We start from the raw sequence: 20,727 nt of genomic DNA, 5'->3' as shown, positions 1-20,727 counted from the left end.
TGCGCTGTGTACCAGCGCCCTGCCAAGCCCCATTTACAACACGCTGGCCTGGCCGTGCTCTTGCGTAAGGCTCTGCCGATAGCTGGCGCAGCCCGCCGCCAGCAGCAGCACGCACAGCACGGTCGCCCCCGCAATCAGCAGCGACAGCGATTGCCCCACCGCGCCGGGGGTGCCGAACAGCCGGTCGGTCAGCAAGGCCACCGCCGTGGTGCCGAGCCCCAGGCCGATCAGGTTGGAGATCAGCAGGAACAGCGCCGAGACCTGCGCGCGGATCTGGTTGGGCGGCAGGATCTGCATGGCGGCGGTGGACGTCGGCATCGGAAACGAAGCGAAGAACATGGCGGGCAGCAGCAAGCCCACCGACAGCCACAAGCTGTCCACCTGCGTGAACGCCACCGCCGGCAGCGCCATGCCTACCGCGCCGATCACGCCCGCGCGCAACGGCGCGTCGCGATAGCCCCGCTTGGCCAGCCCGTCCATCAACCAGCCGCCGCAGAAGACGCCGGCCGTGTTGGCCACCAGCACCACCACGCCCAGCATGTAGCCGGTATCCACGGGCGACATGCCGAACCGGCGCATGTAGAACGCGGGCGTCCAGCTCAGCAGCGCGAACAGCACCATGGCGTAGAAAGAAAAGCCCAGGTAGTGGCAGAAGAAGGTGCGCCGGTGGCGGCCCAGAAACTGGAACGTGTCGCGGATGCTGGGCTTTTGCGCCTGGCCGTCGGCGGCGCGGCGCAGGCCCAGGCGCTGCGGGTCGCGCACGGTCAGCAGAATCAGCAGCGCCACCAGCAAGCCGGGTAGCCCCACGATAAAAAACGTGACCTGCCAGGGCCGCATCGCGCCCACCCAGGGCACCACCACGCTGTCCACGCTTTTCAGCAGGTTGATGACATAGCCGCCGATCAGGAAGGCCATGCCGCCGCCAATGAACGAACCTATCGAATAGACACCGACCGCGCGGCCGAGCTTGTCGCGCGGGAACATATCGCTAAGCATGGAATAGGTGGCGGGCGACAAGGCGGCCTCGCCCACGCCCACGCCGATGCGCGCCAGGAACATGTGCGCAAAGTTGCGCGACAGGCCACAGGCAGCCGTGGCCAGGCTCCAGAACGCCACGCCGATCGCGATGATCTTCGGGCGCGAATAGCGGTCGGCCAGCAAGGCGATGGGAATGCCCATGACGGCATAGAACAAGGAAAACGCCAGGCCGTGCAGCAGGCTGAACTGCGTGTCGGACAGTTGCAGATCGTGCTTGATCGGTTCGATCATCAGCGCCAGGATCTGCCGGTCGACGAAGGAAAATATGTACGCTAGCATGCATATCACCACGACGTACCACTCGTAGGCGTAGCGTCTTTTGGCCAGTGGCGGCAGCGTGGCGTCAGTCATGTTTTTCCCTTGTCTTGTCCTTGTTTTGTCCATCGTTTGTAGGTCTTTGCGCCGCTGGACTCTATACGCCGCGCGCAACGACTGTTCCCACCGCGCAGGAAAGCATGTTCAACGACACCTATCCGCTGAACCGCCATTGCTTGCTGAACTCGGGCAACGCCGCCGAGGTCAAGGATCAGGTCAGCCAACATTTGTGGTCGCACCGCATGTGCGTCGCCCAGGGAAAACCCTTGCAGTCGCGGTTGTACGGCGTGTTCTTCGGCAACGCCGCGCTGTTTGATCTGCACTACGGCGCCGAAGTCGAGATCGACGCGGGCGACATCGCCAGCTACTACCTGATCCGCATCACGCTGCAAGGCTCGGGTCTGGTCACGCTGGGCAAGCGCAGCGCGGCCATGCAAGCGGGCAGCCTGACGATTTCGTCGCCGTCCGAACCCAGCATCATCAGCATCGGCCGCGACTGCCGCAACCTGATCCTGCGCGTGGAACGCCAGGCGCTTGAACATCAGCTGCAACGCCTGCTGGACCGGCCCATCAAGCACGCGCTGGTCTTCGACCTGGCGGTCGGCCCGGATTCCCCCGGCCTGGCCGCCGTGCGCGAAACGCTGGACTATCTTTGCCGGCTGTACCAGCACCCCGCCATCGATGGCGTGACGCAGACGCTGGCGGCGGGCTTTTCCGACTACCTGCTGGCCTTGCTGCTGACGCAGTTGCCGCATAACTATTCCGACGCGCTGCGTGCCGACCATCGCCAGCCCTTGCCGCAGCATGTGCGCCGCGCGCGCGACTACATCGAGACCCATGTCGATGAGGCGATCTCATTGGCTGACTTGGCGGCGCACTGCGGCGTGTCCGTGCGCACGCTGCAAAACGGCTTCACGCAGTTTCTCAAGCAGAGCCCCAGCGACTACGTGCGCAACCAGCGCCTGACGCTGGTGCATGCCGCGCTGGAACAGGCCCGCGCGGGCGATAGCGTGACCGACATCCTGCTGCGCCACGGCGTAACCAGCTTCGGCCATTTCGCCACCCACTACCGCAAGCGCTACGGCTGCCTGCCATCGGACACCTTGCGCCAGCATCGTAGGATGGGTGAAGCGCGAGACGCCATCCAAAAAAAATGGAATGGAGATCGCGCGTAACTCATAGCTGCCTGCCCTCGGACACCTTGCGCCAAAATCGTAGGATGGGTGAAGCGCGAGACGCTATCCAGAAAGAATGGAATGGAGATCGCGCGTAACCCATCGCGCGGGGGTGGTGCTGTGGCTGATGGCGTTAAGAATTCCACCGCTGCTTGATGGGTTGCGCGCGTTGCGCAGCATTGTTCTTTTTTAAGGATTCTCGCGCTTCACCCATCCTACTGGGTTGCGCGCGTTGTAATCCCTTGCCGGATCTGAACGGCGCTTGCGCGTTTGGCGCAGCCCGCGCCACGCGCCACCGCTAGGATCAAGCCTTCATCGAAGGAGCTTGATCATGCGAATCAGCGTCATAGGCGGCGGACACGGCTGCTACGCGGCAGCCGCCGAACTGGCCGAAAAAGGACACGAGGTGCGCTGGTGGCGCCGCGACGGCGCCGCCTTCCAGGGCTTGCGCGACGCCGGCGCGCTGACGGTCACCGACTATCGCGGCACCCGTCAGGTTCCCTTGGGTTCAGGCCCCGGCCATCTGGCGCTGACCGACGCCTTGCAAGACGCCGTGGCCGACGCGCAAGTGCTGGTCATTCCCCTGCCCTGCACCACCCACGACGCGCTTGCCCCCGCCTTGGCGCCGTTGCTGCAAGACGACCAGGTGGTGTTCCTGCCGCCCGGCACCTTTGGCAGCTACCTCTTCGCGCGCGCGCAGAAAGACGCCGGCAACCCCGCCCGCGTTGCCTACGCGGAAACCGGCACCCTGCCCTATCTGGCGCGCAAGCACGGCAACACGGTGGTGATCAGCGGCTACGCTACGCGCCTGCCCACCGGCGTGTTTCCCAGCCGACTGTCCGACCGCGCGCTTGCGCTGCTGGGCCAGGCCTACCCCAGCATCGAACCCATTGAAGACGGGCTGGCCGGCGCACTGATGAACGCCGGCCCCATCATTCACCCGCCGCTTATCCTGATGAATGCCGGCCCCTTGGAGCATTTCGACAAGTGGGACATCCATAACGAAGGCACGCAGCCGTCCATCCGCCGCGTGACCGACACTCTGGACGCCGAACGCGTGGCCATCCGCGAGGCGCTGGGCTACGCCGCGCCGCACTTTCCGCTGGCCGATCACTACGCCAGCGAAGGCGACGAATGGATGTACGGCCGCGGCGCGCACGGCAAGCTGACCGACAGCGGCGACTGGCGCGAAACCATCGACCTGCACACGCACCGCTACATGCTGGAAGACACGCGGCTGGGCCTGTCATTCCTGGTGTCCACCGGCCGCTGGGCGGGCGTGCCGACGCCGGTGGCGCAGGGCCTACTGAATATCGCCAGCGCCATCACCGGCCGCGATCTCTACGCCGAGGGCCGCACGCTGGAACGCCTGGGCCTGGACCGCTTGTCGCGCGCCGGCATGGCGGAATTGCTGGAACAGGGGTGCTGAACATGGAAGACAGAATCTGCGTGATCGGCGCCGGCCGCATGGGCGAAGGCATCACCTTGTCGTACGTGCATGCCGGCCGCGACGTGACGCTTATCGACATCAAGCCCAGAACGCCCGCCGAACAAGCCGAGCACCACGCGCGCGTGCGGGCCAACCTGCGCCGCGAACTGGGCACGCAAAGCCGCCTGGGTTTACTGGACGCCGACCAGGCCGACACCGCCATGCAGCGCGTGCGCCTGTGCGGGCGCGACGACGCCATTGCCGATCTTCAACACGCGCGCGTCATCTTCGAAGCCGTGCCCGAACGCCTCGACGCCAAGCGCGACGCCTTCGCCTGGTTGGGGCAGGTCTGCGCGAAGGACGCCATCATTGCGTCAACCACTTCCACGTTTCTGGTGACCGAGCTGGCGGAACTGGTGCAACACCCGGAACGCTTTCTGAACGCGCACTGGCTCAACCCGGCCTATCTGATTCCGCTGGTTGAGGTCAGCCGTGGGCCGCGTACAAACGATGCCGCCTTGCAAGCCTTGCTGGACGTGCTGCGTCAGGCCGGCAAGGTGCCCGTGCAGTGCGCGCCCTCGGCGGGCTACATCGTGCCGCGTATTCAGGCACTGGCGATGAACGAAGCCGCCCGCATGGTCGAGGAAGGCGTGGCCAGCGCCGAAGACATCGACACCGCCGTGCGCCTGGGATTCGGATTGCGCTTTTCGGTGCTGGGCTTGCTGGAATTCATCGACTGGGGTGGCGGCGACATCCTGTACTACGCATCGCGCTACCTTGAAAGCGAGATCGGCCCGCGCTTCGCGTCGCCGGACGTCATCGCCCGCAACATGGAACAAGGCCGCAATGGGCTGCGAGATGGCAAAGGCTTCTACGACTACGCCGGCGTAGACGTGGATGCCTACAAAATGGAGCGCCTGGGACAGTTGTGCAAGCGGTTGGAAGTGATGGGGCTATTGCCGCGCGCAGGTGGTGCGCGCTAGCCAAGCCCTCAGTGCGCGTCCGCCTCAAGAATGCGATACGCCAGGCGCACGCGCGCTTCGTTCGGAATATTCCGATTCGCCAGGATCACCACGCCGACCTTCCTGGCCGGCACGAACGCCACGTAGGCGCCAAAGCCGTTGGTGGAACCGGTCTTGTTGATCCACACATCGGCGCGCGGCGCTTGCGGTGGGGTCAAGGCCTTGGCCGGTTGGCTCTGGCTGTTCATCGTGCCGGCATTGGCGGCAACCAGCGCTTCCAGCGTCACCGGGTACGCCAGTTGTTCCCACGCCAGCTCTTGCGTCATCGGACCCACGTCGTAGTAGCCCACGTGCGTATCCGCCAGCGCCTTGGCAATTACGGTGTCACCAATGACGCCCTTGGCAATCCTCGCTTCCCGCGCGGCCTTGGCGCTGAATTCGCGCGGGGCAGAGGCGACGCCCATGTTCGCATCCACAAAACGGATCAGGTCGCTGGCGCTGGTCTTCACGCCGTACGCTTCGTCGGCCAGCACGCCCGGGTTCACGCGCACCGGCGCGTTCTGCTTGTTGTAGCCCTGCGCGTAGTCGCCCATCTTGGCGGCCGGCACGCGGATATACGTGTTGGACAAGCCCAGCTTGGGCAACAGCGTCTTCTCCATGGCTTCAGCATAAGGCTGGCCGAGGCTCTTGGCCGCCACCACGCCCAGCATGCCGATGCTGGGGTTGGCATAGGTGCGGTACGTGCCCGGCGCGTAGCGCGGCGTCCACGCGGCCAGGTAGGCCATCAACTGGGCATCGTCCGTCACCGCGTCCGGCACTTGCAAGGGAAAGCCGCCACCCGTGTGGGTACCCAGGTGGATCAGGTTCAGCTTGCCGAACGCCGTGCCTTGCAAGGTCGGCAAGAAGCGCGCCGGGCTGTCGGAGAGCGACAGCTTGCCCAACGCTTGGGCATAGGTTGCCAAGGTGGCGGTAAAGGTCTTGCTGATGGAGCCTAGCTCGAACAGCGTGTCGCGGCTGACAGGCGTGTGCGTTTGCAGCGAGGCCACGCCATAGTTCCGGAATTCATGGTGCCCATCGCGCGTGACGGCAATGGCCAGACCGGCCACGTCGTACTCCTGCATCAGCGCGTGCACGGCGTCATCGATATCGACGCCGGCAGGCACCGGCTCGGCACGTACGGGCTGGCCCGAGGTGGCGGATTGATCAGCCTTCATAGGCGACGAGCCCGCCTGAACGCCGGACACGGCCACCAAAGAAAACACAGCGCCGCCGGCCACGGTAGCCAGGGCTTGCAAGACGGCGCGTCGCGCGGCGTGAAACGTCATTCCTATCGTCCTCTTGGTTTGCGCCGGTCCAACAACGCAGGCGGCGAACGCGACATAGTACTAACCCTGAATCAATTACGACAGGAACTTGGCTATTCTCTACCCCGTCGATTCAAAACCGCGTAGAAGAGATTGGCCCTTGCGGCCAACGCCGACGGAGCAACCGCCCCGGAAACTCTCAGGCAACAGGACTGCGCGCGTCTAGACAATCTGGAGAGAGGCGCCGTGCGCGCCCACCGAAGGGGAACCCCGCCGCAACCGTCGGCCGGGTGAAGCTCTCAGGTATCAAAGACAGATGGGGTGCCGCATCCGTATTGGTTGCGGCCACCCCCTCTGGAGCCACCATGCCCCGCATCGCCATCATTGGCGCCGGTATCACCGGCGTCACGTCCGCCTATGCCTTGTGCAAACTGGGATACCAGGTCACCGTCTACGACCGCCAGCGCTATCCCGCCATGGAAACGTCCTACGCCAACGGCGGCCAACTATCCGCCAGCAACGCCGAGGTCTGGAACAGCACCGCCACCATTCTCAAAGGGCTGCGCTGGATGCTGCGCAAAAACGCGCCGCTGTTGCTGAACCCCCGGTTCAGTTGGCACAAGTATTCGTGGCTGGCGCAGTTCATGGCGCAGATTCCCAACTACCGCGACAACACCATCGCCACCACCCGCTTGGCCATCCAGGCGCGCCAGCACTTGTTCGACATGGCCGAGGCCGAAGACATCGACTTCGACCTGGAACGCCGGGGCATCCTGCACATCTACCATGACGCCGACAGCTTCAAGGCGGCGCACCGCGCCAACACGCTGTTGCAAGCCGGCGGCCTGGACCGCTACGCCGTGACGGCCGACGAAGCCCGCGCCATCGAACCCACCCTGCAAACCGGATGCCACGGCGGCTTCTACACGCCATCGGACGCCACAGGCGACATCCACAAGTTCACCCGAGGCCTGGCCCGCGCCTGCGAACGCCGTGGCGTGAGCTTCGTGCAAGACGCCGACATCGGCGCCATCCGCCCGCACAACGGCGGTTACGGGCTGGACGTACTGCGCAACGGCGGCACCGAACGCGAACCGCACGAAGCCGACGCCATCGTGGTGTGCGCGGGGTCCGCCAGCAGACAATTCGCCAAGCTGCTGGGCGACAGGTTGAACATCTACCCGGTCAAAGGCTATTCGATCAGCGTGCACCTGGACGACGCCGACAGCCGCGCAGCTGCGCCCCACGTCAGCTTGCTGGACGAAGCCGCAAAGATCGTCACCAGCCGCCTGGGCGACCGCTTCCGCGTAGCCGGCACGGCCGAGTTCAACGGCTTCAACCTGGACATCCGCGCCGAGCGCGTGCAACCGCTGATCGACTGGACCCGCAAGCATTTCCCCGGCGTGATGACATCGCGGGTCGTCCCGTGGTGCGGCCTGCGCCCCATGACGCCCAACATGCTGCCGCGCGTGGGGCCGGGCAAACGCGCCGGAGTGTTCTACAACACCGGACATGGGCACTTGGGCTGGACCTTATCGGCGGCGACGGCGCAGGTGCTGGCGGAGAGCGTCAGGGCGGCGTTTTCTGGGTCACCAACAGCGCATACGGGTTGATGGCCCCGCCGTCATAAATTCCATAATGCAGATGCGGCGGGGTTCCTTGGGCATTTCCCGTATTGCCGACATAACCCAGCACATCACCCGGCGCCACCAATTGCCCGCGTTCAATGTCGGCGTAGCCGTCCAGATGCGCGTAGTAATGCCGTTGGCGGCCGGGGCCCAGCACCCATACCACTTGGCCGCCAAGGTTGTTCGTGCCCACCTGCATCACGACGCCTTCGGTGGTGGACAGCACGGGCGTGCCGCGGGGGGCAAAGATGTCGATGCCTTCGTGGCGCCGGCCGTTCGACCGCGCGGCGCCCCAGGTGTCGGAAAGGCGTCGCGAGGCAACACCCTGCACCGGCACGGGCAATGACGTCGGCGCTTCTTGCCACGCAAGCCGCGCCATATGCCACGGCGCGCGCGCAGCATCGGGCAGGCGGGGCCACGCCCAAACGGCCAGCGCGGCCAACAAGGAAAGTACGGCGATGCGCCTGATGAAGCGCAAGACTGGGTTGGCGTTCATGAACGGTTCGACGCTGGACGGACGGAGGGGTTCCCTGGTGTCTGAGGCGACTACGGCAGTTGTGACGGCTGCGATAGCCGCGATGGCTGCAATGACGCCAATGGGTATGAAGGCTCAGGCGAACACCAGGCACACCGGCGTGGGCACCTGGGCCACCACGTCAGGGCTGTCCAGGCGCCCCGTTGCGGCATCGATGCGCAAGCGCAGGATCGAATCACCTTTCTGGTTCAGCGCGTACAAGGCGCCGCCGTCCGGCGCCATGGTCAGCGCGCGCGGAAAGCGCAGCCCTTCCGTCCAGACTTGCAGCGGCGTGAGCGCGCCGTCCGCGCCTATGCCAAAGACGCCGATGCTATCCGCCTGCGGATGATCATTCTGCACGCGGCGAGTCGACACATACAGAAAGCGGCCGGACGGATGAATAAGCAGTGACGCCGCGTTACCCGTGCCGGTAAAGCCCGCCGGCGTGGCCGGGACGGTGTGGCGGTGTTCCAGCACACGGCCCGCGATGGCGTCATACCCGTAACACGACACGCTGGCATCCAGTTCATTGACGACATACAGCAGCGCGCCGTCGGGATGCAGCGCCAGATGGCGTGGCCCGCTGCCCGCAGGCAGTTCGGTGCGCGCGGAGAGCGACAAGTTGCCGTCTGCCAGCGTGAACGCATTGATGCGGTCGCTGCCCAGGTCGGTAGCCAGCACGCGCTGGCCGGTGGGGTCGAACAGCACCATGTGCGGGTGGGCGGATTGCTGTTCGGGACGCGGGCCGGAGCCGGTTTCCTTGACGATGCCTGACACCGCGCCCAGCGAACCGTCGCGCTGGATGGGCAGCATGTTGTAGGTGCCGCCCAGGTACTGCGCAGTGACCAGATGCTTGCCGTCGGGCGATACCGCCAGGTGCGCCGGCGCGGTGCTGGATAGGGACAGCGGCTGCCGGTTCAACAATCGCAAGCTGCCATCCGCGGCATCAATGGCGTAGGCCTCGGCCGTGCCCCGGGGCAGCCCTTGCCAGTGTTCGATCTCGTTGATGGCGTACAGAAAGCGCCGCGTGGGATGCACGGCCAAATACGACGGGTTGTCGCTTTCCATTACCTGTGTCAGCCGCCAGCCTTGCGCGCGCATCGCAAACACGTGGATGCCCGCGGACGGTGGCCCGCCTGCCGTGCCGCCCGGCGCATCGTGCGTGTAGGTGCCCACATAGGCAAAGCCGGCGGGATCAGCGGGGGATGTAAGGGATGTGGAAGATGGGGCAGGTGCAGACGCGCCCATCGCGGACAGCCACGGCGCCGCCGCGCTCGCGGCCGACAAACCACCGGCAAGCTGGATGAAGGATCTGCGCGGCGCGCTGAAGAAGGTGTTCATGGCAGGCTCCGGCAAGGCGAATCGTGCGTCATCACGGGCGCACCGACATCGCATGGTGGAAGACATTATTCGGATCGTAGCGGCGCTTGACGTGTTGCAGGAAAGGATAAAGCTCGCCCTCTCCGTAATACAACTGCGGCCAGAAGGCATGCGCGAGCATGTCGCGGTCGGGGTAGTTGATGTAGCAGCCTTGATACTTATCCCCCGGATACGGCGTGCCCGCGAATCCCGACAATGGCGAAGGGGCCGCCGGGTCCGTATACACGTCGCGGTAAAAATCCGTCATCCAGCGCAAATGGATGGCGTCCTGGTCGGCGTGGGTCCAGTAGGTTTGGTATTGCAGCTTCATGACCGATTCACGCTGATGCACGGCGGTGTCGCGCAGGCGTTCGGGCCGGCTGATGGCGCCGCCGTAAGAGTCCACCTGCAACAACGACTGGCGCAGGTCGGCGCCGGGCATGTCGCGGGTCAGGTGCGCGTAAATGCGCGCGGATTCATGCGCGCTGAAGTTGCGTTTCATGTAGGCGGACTTGTATTTGCCGCGCTGGTTGGGGCCCGAGCCATTGAGCGTTTGCGTGGCCGCCAGCCAGTCGTAGCCGATAACCGTGTGCGGCTCGCTGCAAAGCAGGTCGCCGCCCATGCGCGGGCGTGGCAGGCCTGGCGTGGTGGCCCGCGCGGCAACCGGCGCGCAGGCACGGAAGCGGTCCAGGAAATCTTGCAGCACCGTCAGGTCTCGGCAAGTGCCGTCGGGGTTGCAGAACTGCACGATCATCACGATCTGCCCCGCCGCTTGATGCGTGAGCTTCAGCAACGAGAACATGCCCCAGGTGTCGGCGGCCCTGCCCCGCGTTTCCCAATAGCTGCCATAGATGTCCAGCAGTTGCGCAAAGCGCCGGGGCGTCATGCCGGCCCAGTCGAAAGCAACGGTGGCGATGGCCACTTCGCGCGGAGCCTGGGGCAACGTGGCAAAACCATAGCTGGTGATCACGCCGAAGTTTCCGCCGCCCGCCCCTCGGCAGGCACGAAACAGGTCGGCGTCGCGCGTGGCGTCGACGGTGCGCGGCACGACGTTGCCGCCCGCGTCCACGGTCAGGATGTCGACCGCGCTCAACCAGTCGCACGCCAGCCCTTGCAGGCGCGACAGCAGGCCGTAGCCGCCGCCCGTGATGTGGCCGCCCGCCGCCACCGAATAGCAAGAGCCGCCGGGCAAGGACACGCCATGACGCTTGTACAGGTCCAGGTCGCCGTTCCAGTTTTGCGAACCAGCGGCAATGCGCAGCAGCCCGTCGGATGACGGAGGCACGCGGTCCAGCAGGCTGAGGTCAAGGATGGCGCCGCCCGGATTGTTCGAGACGAAGTCCTCATAGCAGTGGCCCCCGCTACGTATCGTGGGGCGCTTGCCCTGCGCCACGATGCGGGCCAGGGCACGGGCCGCGTCATCGGGTGTTTCACAGAGTTCGATGCGCGCGGCCGCATCTTCGGGCTGGGCGGGCCACCGCAGGTTGAAGCCCTTTTTCAGGGTCTTGTAGCGGGGATCGTCGTGGGTCACGCTGATGCTCATGTCGGCTTGCCTCCCGGGCCTGGGAGTCAGGCCGCGACGCATCAAGGATAGGCCGAGAGCGCCCCGAACATCTGTAAGAGGAGTCCGATTTTCTACTGATACCGTTCGCGATATCCCACCGGCGACATGCCGCAGTATTTATTGAAAATATCGCGAAACGCCTTGGTGTCGTTGTAGCCCACTTCATACATGACTTCGGCCACGCTCTTGCGCGAACTTTCAAGCCGTTTCTTGGCCGCTTCCACGCGCACGCGCTGCAGGTATTCCACGATGCTGTTGCCCGTGGCCTGCCGAAAGCGCCGTTCCAGCGTGCGGCGTCCCATGGCATGGCGGCCAGCCAAATCTTCCACGGTGATCTTCTCCGTGTAGCGGCCTTCGATATAGGTCTGCACGGCGCGCACCACCTCGTCGGCGTGAGCCTTCTGGCCCATGAACACCGCGAACGGCAATTGGCTCTGACGGCTCCAGTCCAGTTGGAAGTACTTGGCGCACCAGATGGCGGTGTCGCGGTCGGTATATTTTTCGATCAGGTGCAGCACCAGATGCGCCGCGGAAAATGCGCCGCCGCTGGTGTAGACGCCGTTCTCGGCCATGACGACGCGGTCGCTGATCCAGCGGACATTCGGGAAAAGGCTAGCGTACAGGTTCTGCGCCACCCAATGCACCACCGCCTGCTGTCCGTCCAGCATGCCGCCTGCGGCCAACAACGCGGCGCCCACGCACAAACTGGCCACTTCGCCGCCGTTGCGATGATGGGTCGACAACCAATCGATCAGCTCGCGGTTGGACTGCACCACGTCGGACACCGTGCCCAACAAGGGCGGCGCGATGCAGATGTCGATCTGCGGCGCATCAGCCAGCACCAGATCGGCCTGCACCTTGATGCGCCCTTCATCCAGGCTGACCTCGCGCGTGAGCGCCAGGGTGCGCACGTGGAATTGGGGTTCGCGCCCTTGCGCGGCCAGATAGTTATTGGCCACCAGGAAGCCGTGGCGCGCGGTTTCCAGGGACGCAATGTTGGTGCCCGTGGGCAGAAGAAACGCGACGTTTTTCATGACGCTAAGCATACGCCCGCGCGTTGACGCAATCTACCCGCAAGAATGTCGCAATCCCCTATCTGAAAGCGTCGTCTATCCCGATAAAGTGGCGTTTACGGCCTGGGAGGCCGGACGGCGGCAGGCGTGGCCAGCGGGCGCGCCCCGCCGATACAACAACAGCGACCAAAGGAGTGTGCGATGGAAGAATACGTAGATGGTTTCTTGCTGCCGGTGCCCAAGGCCAATCTGGCCGACTACAAGAAGATGGCTGAACAGGCCAAGGTGGTTTGGCTGGATCATGGCGCGCTGGATTACCGCGAATGCGTGGCCGATGAACCGGGCGGTGAAAACATGCGCTCGTTTGCGGAAGCCGCAGGCGTGAAGGATGGGGAAACGGCGGTCTTCGCCTGGATTCTGTATGCAAGCAAGGCCGACCGCGACCGCATCAACCCGCTGGTCATGGCCGACCCCCGCTTGGCCAATATGAGCGGTTGCGAAAACGTGTTCGATTTCAAACGGATGTGCTGGGGCGGATTCAGCACTTTGGTAAGCAAATAAAAAAAGTGGCGCGGCGTGTCGATATCGGCACTGTCCGTTCGTCGTATAGGCAGGGACCAACCGGTAAAGACTCTCGTGACGCCGCTCCGTCCCCCATCCATCACTCAACAGTTTTCGGAGACGCATCATGGCAACGCCCGCCACCACGCCCATTCCCGCCGGCATGCACACGCTGACCGCGCACATCATCTGCGACGGCGCGGCCGACGCCATCGCCTTCTACAAAAAAGCCTTCAACGCCGAGGAGCTGGCGCGCTTGCCCGGCCCGAACGGCAAGATCATGCACGCGGCCGTGCGCATCGGTGATTCCGTGCTGATGCTGATGGATGATTTCGCTGAATGGGGCAGCCTGGGGCCGAAGGCGCTCAAAGGCACGCCCGTCACGCTGCACCTGTACGTCAACGACGTAGACGCCGCGATGAAGCAAGCGGTGGACGCCGGCGCCACCCTGGCGATGCCGGCCGAAGATATGTTCTGGGGCGACCGCTACGGCCAGGTGGTGGACCCGTTTGGACACCGCTGGTCAATCGCCACACACAAGTTCGATTACACGCCCGAAGAAATCCAGCAGAACATGGCCAAGATGGGCGAGATGTCGGGTTGCGGCGACGCCGCCAAGAAGTAAACCTGCCTGGCAGGCGGCGGGCAAACGCAGGTCTGCACGGTCTGCGTTCGCCCCGCCCTCGCCCCGCGTGTGCCCTGCCCCTGCGCGCTACTTATTGCGGGTACGGCCCCAGGAAATCCAGCTTGGCTAGCTTCACGCCCGCATTGCGCAGGATCGCGTAGGCGGTCGTCACGTGGAAATAGAAGTTTGGCAGCGCAAAGCTCAGCAGATACGTGTCGCCCTTGAACTCGGGCTTGAAGTCGCCGAAGTTGATGACGATCTGCCGGTCCTCGGCGCCGTCGAAGTGCTCGGGCGTGACGCTTTGCAAATAGGCAATCGTGTCCTGGATACGTTGCTGCAATTGCGCAAACGTGGTTTCTTCATCGGGAAACTTGGGCGCCTGCCCTTGCGACAAGCGCTGCACGGTGAACTTGGCCGCATCGCTGGCGCGCTGCACCTGCCCCGACAAGGGGTACATGTCGGGCGCCAGACGCGCGTTGACGAGCTCGGCGGGGTCGGTGCCCGTCGCCTCGGCATGGGCCAGGCCTTTTTCCAGCAAGCTGGCCAGCACGGTCAAGCCGCGGATGAACACGGGCACGGATGCCTGATAAACAGAAAGCGTCATGGCAGGAATTTCCAAAGGGGTTCGTCTGCTTGGCGCGCGCGGAATGCGGCAAGCGCCAGGGATGCGGCGATCTTACCGCCGCCGGATGCCATTTCCCTGGCGCCCGACCTCGACATATCCATTCCCGAAATCGGAACAATCCTGCCTAGGATTTTGGCTGGCCCGCACCCACGCGGCGCAAGCCCTGGAAGAACCGCCACACCAGCGCCGACGCATCCGGCCCGCCCCGGGCGTGGTACTTCACGGAGGCGTCGCCCCCGCTCCAGGCATGCTCCAGCCGCGTGATCTCGCATAGGCGCAACACGGCTTTACGGCCGCGCAGCAAGTCCACCCGGCGATACGCCTTGTCGGTGCCCAAGCCCAGCACGCGCTCAACCGGCACGTCTTCGGGGCGCAGGTCGTTCAGCGCGCGGAACTGCTCGAACAATTGTTTGGCGTTGCGCGGCGCCACCGCAGGGTCCAGTTGGCCTTGAAGAATCAGCGCGGGCATGCCCAGTTGAAACACGGCCGGGTCCGACACGGCTGCCAACATCGGCAGCAAAGGCTTGACCGAGCCGCGCCGCATGGTGCTGATGCCGGCCGTGGCACTGTGGGCGTCGCCCACCACCGGCCCGGAGTGCATCGCCACCGCCGCGATCAATGACGGATGGCGCAAAGCCACCAAGGCCGCCATGCCCGCGCCCGCGGACAGGCCCGCCACATAGACACGCTCGGGGTCCAGCCCGTGCCGCGCGACTTCCGACTGAATCAGCGCCGCGATCAAATCAGCCTCGGCGCCGCCGTGGGCGTCATCGGGCTGGAACCAGCGCCAACAGCGCTGCACCTGGCGCGTCATGGATTGCTGCGGATACAGCACCATGAAGCCACCAGCGTCCGCCCATTGGTTCATCCGGGTGCCCCGCGCGAACGCCAGTGCGGTCTGGCGGCAGCCATGCAACATCACCACCAAGGGCATGCCCGTGGGCGGCGCGGAAACCGGGGTATAGCGCGCAAAGCTCAGTTGGCGCCCCTGTCCATCAGAAAACTGCCGGGAGCCTTCCCAGCGCCCGCTACCCAGCGAGGGGGCCACGGGCTGACGTGGGGTAGCCGTGGCCGGCGCTGCCTTCGCCGCCGCCTTGCGCGCCGACGTGACCCGCTTGCGGGCCGGCTTGGGCGTCGCCATGCGCATCGCCGTGCGTTGCAGCTTGCTCAGCTTCTTTGCCGCTTTGAAAAACAGATTGGTAAAACTGCGCGCCATTGGTAGGCCTCGGCCAGTAAACCTGCTAGAACCTCCCGGCCAGGCGGGGGCCGCCCATCAGCCATTGCAAACGGGACACCAACGCGACGGCGATGGTCAGAACGCTAAGAGTATCTGTTGCGCTGACGCCGATGCGCCAACGCGGGTGCGAGCCCAGGAAAAAGAACAAGGCGTCCGCCTCTGCGGGCGGTTGGACAGCCGCATGAAATGTATCACAGGGTAACTATCGAAGAGGGTACGTTCCTGACGCGGGCGCGTGTTTGGCTTGCTCAAGATCAAGCCTGTAGCCCCTAGATGAGAAGGCTGCGGGCAGAACCCAAGTGCGTTGATATAGGAACACGTCGTCAGGCGTCAGCCCGGCCACGGCAGATCTCGGCTAACGGTTGCGCCAAATTCGAGCGCCGGGATCCCAAATACCTTGGGTGCGCGCCGGCCCTCTGAGGTCAGCCAGGACAGGACCGAAGAAACCTCGCAAGTCGGACTGAAGGTCTCGGAACGATGGCGGCCTCTGCGTTGGAGCTGTCCGACGCAGAAAGCCAGACCACAGCCCGCGTTCCTCGGCAATGGTGGCAAAAACGTCGGTGAGGCCCAACGGCATTTCTGGGGGTAGCACAGTCGCTCGGTTATGAAGCGTCCCACCGACTGCCTTGACCACATTGACCAGATCGAAGGAGAAAATCCGGGTAGTGATCCAGACATCGTAGAAATCCTTGATCCGGCTATTGGCTTCACCAAACCGGATCATCGCCTCGAACTTTTCAGCGACCACGGTCTCGGGTGGATACATCAGGATGTTGGCCGGTGGGAGATCGGGCAGCAAGCTTGGAAAAATCCCGCGCTTGGGCTCCGGATGAACGCGGTCACCGAATCCGATATCGATCTGCAATGGAATCCTTGCCCCCGCCAAGTCCGCCGCCAAGCTGATGCAGGCCCCTTGGTATTTGTCGATTTCGCGAACGGCCCCGACCTTCAGCGTAGCCCCGTCGAACACAATGCCATCACTTGGAAATCTTACCTGGCAGATGCGAGCGAATCGTTCGCTCAACGCCTCGGGATGAGGATCACCCTGGCCCAACAGATCAAGATCGCCCGTAGACCGGAAGACATGCTCAGGCCATGTCACGAACAGCATCGCGCCTTTGAGCACATAGCATTTGGCCTCCTCGGTCTGGCCAAGGCGGAACAGCAAGCGCTCAACGGCGTAACGGGTCAGCACCCGCTGAAAATCCTCCCCGTGCCGTTTGGCGTGGGCGAGCAGCTTGGCGCGAATAGAGACAGCGGGATTCTTGGAAAGCTTGTCGTTCATTGCATGGCCAGAATGTAGGGCGCCATCCGTGAGGCCACGCGGTCAATGATTGCGAATTTCATGAGTTCGCCAGGCGTGGCCTTGCGCTGGCGCAGGGCGTCACGCAGGGCTTCTATGGCCACGTCCTCGCCAACGTGGCGCCGGTGCTTGAAGCAGTCGGCCACTGTCTTGGCAACGCAGTAAATGGGCACGTTCACCCCTTCGATGTCGATGTATTCGATACCCGCAGTCAGGGCTTCGCCGGTAGCGCGTACGATTTCGAGCCGCAGCCCCGCCGGACTGGGTGCACGGGCCTTATGGGGAATGGTCATCCAGACCGCACCAGGTAGCTGCGTCGTCAGTCCGTGCATGCGAAGCGCGCTGATAAGGCTTACTACCCCTTGGGGGACCAGGCGAGCTGCCTCGGCAAGATCATGGGCAACATCTTCACCGACGCGATCCGGCGTTTGGTAAAGCCCACGGCCGAGGCGGACGAGGTCTCCGCTGTCGGTCAGCCGCTTCAAATAGACAAGGGGAATGCCTGCCGCCGTCAGATCCCGCGCGCGCGCGATTCCCCGCTCTCGCACCAATTGGAGGACGCGGTCGCGATTGGGGACGGGAGGTTTGACCGTACGGCTATGCACTGCCACGTTGTGTTATCTCGCGTTATGTCGTGGAACAGGGTGTTATTTATTGAAGGCAAAAATATTTTATTGCCGACAAAAAATAACATCTTGATTGCCTAAGATCAAGCGCGACCCGCCTTCGCCCTAGCCACCCCCCCGCCACCCATTGAGCCCACCGCCCAAAGCGCTTATGGTTGTAGCCTTGCATCAATAAGACGTATTCATGTTTCCCAACGACCGCCCCCAAACCTTCGGCGAAGAAATCGCCAACACCATCAGCCACGGGATTGGCGCCGTGGGCGCTTTGGCCGCCGCGCCCATCCTGATCGTGGCGGCAGTCCGCCAGGGGGATGCCGCCTTCATCGCGGCGGCGGCGGTGTTTGCGGCGTCGATGTGTTTGCTGTATCTGGCATCCACCATCTATCACGCCTTGCCGCTGTGCCGGGCCAAGCAGATCTTCAACGTGCTGGACCACTCGGCCATCTATCTGCTGATAGCCGGCACCTATACGCCCTTTGCCTTGGGCGCCCTGCGTGGGCCCTGGGGCTGGACCTTGTTCGGGCTGGTGTGGGCGATGGCGTTGCTGGGTGTGGGGTTGAAGGCCAGCAAGCGGCTGAATCGCCCTGCCCTGTCCACTGGCCTGTACCTGGCCATGGGGTGGTTGGTGATCATCGCGGTCAAGCCGCTGATCGAAAGCGTGCCCTCGGGCGGGCTTGCCTGGCTGGTGGCGGGTGGGCTGGCGTATACGGGCGGCGTGGTCTTCTTCGTGTTTGACAACCGCTGGCGCTACAGCCATTTCATCTGGCATCTGTTTGTGCTGGCGGGCACGGTCTGCCACTTTTTTGCGGTGCTCTGGTACGCGGCCTAGCTTCACCCATACCTGCCCCGCGACGCCCCACCTTAGTGATGCCGCAGATAGTCGGTGGGCGCGCGCCCCAACACGCGGCGGAACATCGTTGAAAACGCCGCGGGGCTTTGGTAGCCGAAGTCCAGCGCAATGGCGGTGACCGATCCACCGGCCGCCAGGCGGGCCAGCGCCAAGACCACGCAAGCGCGTTGGCGCCATTGGGCAAATGCCATCCCCGTCTGCTGACGGAAATATCGGCTGAACGTGCGCGGGCTCATGTGCAGCCGGTTTGCCCAGGTTTGCGGCGGCATGCGCGCATCCGGCGCGGCGATGAAGGCGCGGCAGAGCGGCCCCAGCTTCTTGTCGCGCGGCAGCGGAATGTGCAGCGGCAAGACAGGTGCGCGTTCCACTTCGTGCAGCAGCAAGGCCGCCAGCGCGCCGTCGCGGCCCGCGGGGTCATAGGAAGCGGGCATATCCACCGCGTCCAGCAGCAACTGCCGCAACAGCGGCGACACGTCGATAACCTCACACACGTTCCGATCAACGCGCGCCGCGCCCGGTTCGATATACGCGCTGCGCGTGCTGACGTCCCACATGCGCACCTGATGCGTCACGCCGGCGGGAATCCACACTGCGCGCTGCGGTGGCACCACCCAATTGCCGTCGCGCGTGACCACATGCATGACGCCGGTTGCGCCATACAGCAGTTGCGCGCGCCGATGCGCATGCGCGGGCAGCACGTGACCGGGCGGGTAGTCGTTGCCGATGGCGACCACCGCACGGTCCAACGCGTCGTAGCGGTCGATATGGGTATTGCGCATTGCAAGAGGACGGGTTTGGCCGAAACTCAAACATTATTGTCCAAAGCGCGATAACCAGCCACCGAACCGCGCCGTATCGTCCTGGCTTGTTCTTCAGGATGACAACCATGCTTTATCTACTACTGGCGCTATTCGGCGGACTCAGCGGTGTCACGACCGTGCTGTTCGGCTTTGGCGGGGGCTTTGTCGTGGTGCCCGTGCTGTATGGCGTACTGACCGCGATGCATGGCGCAAACTCAGGTGTAACGCCGGGCGCCATCGATCTGATCGGCCAGTCCGCGATGCATATCGCGGTAGCCACTTCCACGTGCGTGATGGTGGTGAACTCCGTTGCCGCAACCCGCAAGCATCAGCGCGCGGGCAACCTTTTGCGCGCGTACATCTGGCCGCTGGCGGCGTATATCGCCGTGGGTGCGCTGCTGGGCGCGTGGGCCGCTACGCTCGCCAGCGGCGATCTTGTGCGCTGGGCCTTCATCGCCTACCTGGCCGTGCCCATCCTGGACTGCCTGCTGCGCCAAGGCTTTCTGGCGCAAGCCGACGCCCGCGCGCCCGTGCCGCTGGGCCGGGGCGTTGTGGTGGGTGGTGGCGTGGTGATCGGCGCCATCGCCACGTTTCTGGGCGTGGGCGGCAGCGTGATGACGGTGCCGCTGCTGCGGCGACGGGGCCTGCCCATGGCCCAGGCAGCGGCGATGGCAAACCCCTTGACCTTGCCGGTGGCCATCGTGGGCACCGTGGCCTACATGGCGGCGGCACGCGGTCTGCCGGCCCCGCTTGCGCCGTGGATCATCGGCTATGTCGACCTGTTGGCTTTCGCGGTGCTGGCGCTGGGTTCGCTGGCGGGCATGCGGCTGGCAGCCCCGCTGATACCCCGCATTCCTGACCGCCTGCACGCACGCATCTACATCGCGCTGCTGGCGCTGGTGTTGGTGAGCATGCTGGTGATCTGACTGGCCGTCTTCGACGCCCTGGTGCCCAACGACGGACCATGACTTCGTAGGATGGGTGAAGCGCGCGGTGTCGGTGGCAAGATCGCCGGGGCAGCATCGCGCACAAACCATCTGGCAGCGGTCCGATTGATATTCACCGGCGGTTGATGGGTTGCGCGCGTTGGGCGCTTGGGTCTTTCTGGACGTCTCCTCGCGCTCCACCCATCCTACGATTGGTCCGCAGATTCGTGGGCCGCAACGCCCCACGCGCGCACACCTGCCGAAACATCGCGGCCAGCAGCCACTACGAAACCGCGCAAAACGTTTCCGTGGCCGCCGTAGGGGCCGCCCTCCTACAGGGGACCCGCCCGCTCGTGGCCTGCCGACACAGGAAAACACATCGCGAAACTTGCCCCTGGGCGCTTGCGGTCTTCATCATGGTCGGACACTTAACCGGAACACGGAGGTTTCATGCAGCGTTCCACTTACGCATTCCTATCCGCCGCCATTCTGACGACGGCGCTGTCCGGTGCTCCCGCGATGGCGCAGAACGCCAGCCAGCCGGCGGCTCAGCCGCAGATGGCGCCCGCCATCACCCAACCCACCGATCAGCAACTGCAACGCTTTGCCTCGGCATCGCAGAAGGTGTCCGGCGTGGTCGACGAATACCGTCCCAAGGTCGACGCCGCTAAAACGAACGACGACAAGCAAAAGGTTGTTCAGGAAGCCGACGCGAAGATGGTGCAACTGGTGCGCGCCGACGGCCTGACGGTTGAAGAATTCAACGGCATCGGCCAGGCCGTGCAGCAGGACCCGCAGTTGAAGCAGAAGGTGATGAACCTGAGCCAGGGCAAGTCCAAGTAAGGTCATGAGAGCATGACCGGCCGAACCGGG

21 protein-coding genes and 2 riboswitches are annotated in these 20,727 nt (G+C 64.4%); of the genes, 10 read left to right on the top strand and 11 right to left on the bottom strand.

Annotated elements, in window-relative coordinates; all coding sequences use genetic code 11:
• Window positions 1–33 precede the first annotated feature (33 nt).
• A complete protein-coding gene (locus ACE04A_RS13525) occupies window positions 34–1,389 on the bottom strand; it encodes a spinster family MFS transporter (RefSeq protein ID WP_447990178.1) in 1,356 nt (451 codons plus the stop codon).
• Between the two features lie 104 nt (window positions 1,390–1,493).
• Between ACE04A_RS13525 and ACE04A_RS13520 the strand changes: the two genes are divergently transcribed.
• The 3 genes from ACE04A_RS13520 (at window position 1,494) to ACE04A_RS13510 (ending at window position 4,940) form a co-directional block, all read left to right on the top strand.
• Window positions 1,494–2,528, top strand: a complete 1,035-nt coding sequence (locus tag ACE04A_RS13520) for an AraC-like ligand-binding domain-containing protein (protein ID WP_448717294.1) — start codon at window positions 1,494–1,496, stop codon at window positions 2,526–2,528.
• Between the two features lie 331 nt (window positions 2,529–2,859).
• Window positions 2,860–3,957 carry an NAD/NADP octopine/nopaline dehydrogenase family protein gene (locus ACE04A_RS13515; RefSeq protein WP_448717295.1) on the top strand — a complete coding sequence of 366 codons (1,098 nt, stop codon included), beginning with the start codon at window positions 2,860–2,862 and terminating at the stop codon, window positions 3,955–3,957.
• 2 nt (window positions 3,958–3,959) lie between these two features.
• Window positions 3,960–4,940 carry a 3-hydroxybutyryl-CoA dehydrogenase gene (locus ACE04A_RS13510; RefSeq protein ID WP_448717297.1) on the top strand — a complete coding sequence of 327 codons (981 nt, stop codon included), beginning with the start codon at window positions 3,960–3,962 and terminating at the stop codon, window positions 4,938–4,940.
• Window positions 4,941–4,948: 8 nt separating this feature from the next.
• Here the strand turns inward: ACE04A_RS13510 and ACE04A_RS13505 are convergent, their stop codons facing one another.
• Complete coding sequence (locus ACE04A_RS13505) at window positions 4,949–6,244, bottom strand: serine hydrolase (RefSeq protein ID WP_485820207.1); 1,296 nt, start codon at window positions 6,242–6,244, stop codon at window positions 4,949–4,951.
• Window positions 6,245–6,357: 113 nt separating this feature from the next.
• Window positions 6,358–6,448: riboswitch (glycine riboswitch) on the top strand.
• Window positions 6,449–6,549: riboswitch (glycine riboswitch) on the top strand. It abuts the riboswitch before it with no gap.
• A gap of 39 nt (window positions 6,550–6,588) precedes the next feature.
• Between ACE04A_RS13505 and ACE04A_RS13500 the strand changes: the two genes are divergently transcribed.
• Entirely contained in the window at window positions 6,589–7,836 is a 1,248-nt protein-coding gene (locus ACE04A_RS13500; protein WP_485820206.1) for a D-amino acid dehydrogenase, read from the top strand.
• Here the strand turns inward: ACE04A_RS13500 and ACE04A_RS13495 are convergent.
• The 4 genes from ACE04A_RS13495 to ACE04A_RS13480 form a co-directional block, all read right to left on the bottom strand.
• Window positions 7,793–8,347, bottom strand: coding sequence for a M23 family metallopeptidase (locus ACE04A_RS13495; protein WP_448717302.1), 555 nt, complete (start codon window positions 8,345–8,347; stop codon window positions 7,793–7,795). The genes ACE04A_RS13500 and ACE04A_RS13495 overlap by 44 nt on opposite strands.
• A 114-nt stretch (window positions 8,348–8,461) precedes the next feature.
• Window positions 8,462–9,706, bottom strand: a complete 1,245-nt coding sequence (locus ACE04A_RS13490) for a lactonase family protein (protein ID WP_485820205.1) — start codon at window positions 9,704–9,706, stop codon at window positions 8,462–8,464.
• A gap of 31 nt (window positions 9,707–9,737) precedes the next feature.
• Complete coding sequence (locus ACE04A_RS13485) at window positions 9,738–11,267, bottom strand: N-acetyl-D-hexosamine oxidase (RefSeq protein ID WP_448717305.1); 1,530 nt, start codon at window positions 11,265–11,267, stop codon at window positions 9,738–9,740.
• Between the two features lie 92 nt (window positions 11,268–11,359).
• On the bottom strand, window positions 11,360–12,334 hold the full coding sequence (locus ACE04A_RS13480; protein ID WP_279996028.1) for a GlxA family transcriptional regulator: 975 nt from the start codon (window positions 12,332–12,334) through the stop codon (window positions 11,360–11,362).
• Window positions 12,335–12,502: 168 nt separating this feature from the next.
• Between ACE04A_RS13480 and ACE04A_RS13475 the strand changes: the two genes are divergently transcribed.
• Together ACE04A_RS13475 and ACE04A_RS13470 are read left to right on the top strand one after the other, a co-directional pair.
• Window positions 12,503–12,862: a DUF1428 domain-containing protein gene (locus ACE04A_RS13475; RefSeq protein WP_100856467.1), complete on the top strand. Its 360-nt coding sequence runs from the start codon at window positions 12,503–12,505 to the stop codon at window positions 12,860–12,862.
• A 127-nt stretch (window positions 12,863–12,989) separates the two neighbouring features.
• The gene (locus ACE04A_RS13470) at window positions 12,990–13,487 is read left to right on the top strand and encodes a VOC family protein (protein ID WP_485820204.1); all 498 of its coding nucleotides are present in this window, start codon (window positions 12,990–12,992) and stop codon (window positions 13,485–13,487) included.
• Between the two features lie 91 nt (window positions 13,488–13,578).
• Here the strand turns inward: ACE04A_RS13470 and ACE04A_RS13465 are convergent, their stop codons facing one another.
• The 4 genes from ACE04A_RS13465 to ACE04A_RS13450 all read right to left on the bottom strand — a co-directional run bounded on the left by ACE04A_RS13465 (window position 13,579) and on the right by ACE04A_RS13450 (window position 17,167).
• Entirely contained in the window at window positions 13,579–14,091 is a 513-nt protein-coding gene (locus tag ACE04A_RS13465) for a DUF1993 domain-containing protein (RefSeq protein WP_438857742.1), read from the bottom strand.
• A 145-nt stretch (window positions 14,092–14,236) separates the two neighbouring features.
• The gene (locus ACE04A_RS13460) at window positions 14,237–15,328 is read right to left on the bottom strand and encodes an extracellular catalytic domain type 1 short-chain-length polyhydroxyalkanoate depolymerase (protein ID WP_438857743.1); all 1,092 of its coding nucleotides are present in this window, start codon (window positions 15,326–15,328) and stop codon (window positions 14,237–14,239) included.
• 376 nt (window positions 15,329–15,704) lie between these two features.
• The gene (locus tag ACE04A_RS13455) at window positions 15,705–16,634 is read right to left on the bottom strand and encodes a nucleotidyl transferase AbiEii/AbiGii toxin family protein (RefSeq protein WP_447990201.1); all 930 of its coding nucleotides are present in this window, start codon (window positions 16,632–16,634) and stop codon (window positions 15,705–15,707) included.
• Window positions 16,631–17,167: a type IV toxin-antitoxin system AbiEi family antitoxin domain-containing protein gene (locus tag ACE04A_RS13450; RefSeq protein WP_448717397.1), complete on the bottom strand. Its 537-nt coding sequence runs from the start codon at window positions 17,165–17,167 to the stop codon at window positions 16,631–16,633. The genes ACE04A_RS13455 and ACE04A_RS13450 overlap by 4 nt, the downstream gene beginning before the upstream one ends.
• Between ACE04A_RS13450 and ACE04A_RS13445 the strand changes: the two genes are divergently transcribed.
• Complete coding sequence (locus tag ACE04A_RS13445) at window positions 17,048–17,359, top strand: hypothetical protein (protein WP_448717401.1); 312 nt, start codon at window positions 17,048–17,050, stop codon at window positions 17,357–17,359. The genes ACE04A_RS13450 and ACE04A_RS13445 overlap by 120 nt on opposite strands.
• 103 nt (window positions 17,360–17,462) lie before the next feature.
• On the top strand, window positions 17,463–18,107 hold the full coding sequence (trhA, locus tag ACE04A_RS13440; RefSeq protein WP_050445047.1) for a PAQR family membrane homeostasis protein TrhA: 645 nt from the start codon (window positions 17,463–17,465) through the stop codon (window positions 18,105–18,107).
• A gap of 32 nt (window positions 18,108–18,139) precedes the next feature.
• Here trhA and ACE04A_RS13435 read toward each other — a convergent pair whose 3' ends face one another.
• Complete coding sequence (locus ACE04A_RS13435) at window positions 18,140–18,907, bottom strand: AraC family transcriptional regulator (RefSeq protein WP_448717308.1); 768 nt, start codon at window positions 18,905–18,907, stop codon at window positions 18,140–18,142.
• A 107-nt stretch (window positions 18,908–19,014) separates the two neighbouring features.
• Between ACE04A_RS13435 and ACE04A_RS13430 the strand changes: the two genes are divergently transcribed.
• Window positions 19,015–19,854 (top strand): sulfite exporter TauE/SafE family protein, encoded by an 840-nt coding sequence (locus ACE04A_RS13430; protein ID WP_485820203.1) that lies wholly within the window; start codon window positions 19,015–19,017, stop codon window positions 19,852–19,854.
• Between the two features lie 450 nt (window positions 19,855–20,304).
• Complete coding sequence (locus tag ACE04A_RS13425; RefSeq protein WP_259246113.1) at window positions 20,305–20,697, top strand: DUF4168 domain-containing protein; 393 nt, start codon at window positions 20,305–20,307, stop codon at window positions 20,695–20,697.
• The last annotated feature ends 30 nt before the right edge of the window (window positions 20,698–20,727 follow it).

Source organism: Achromobacter colocynthidis (assembly GCF_057334535.1).
This window is presented reverse-complemented; position numbering and strand designations above follow the sequence as displayed.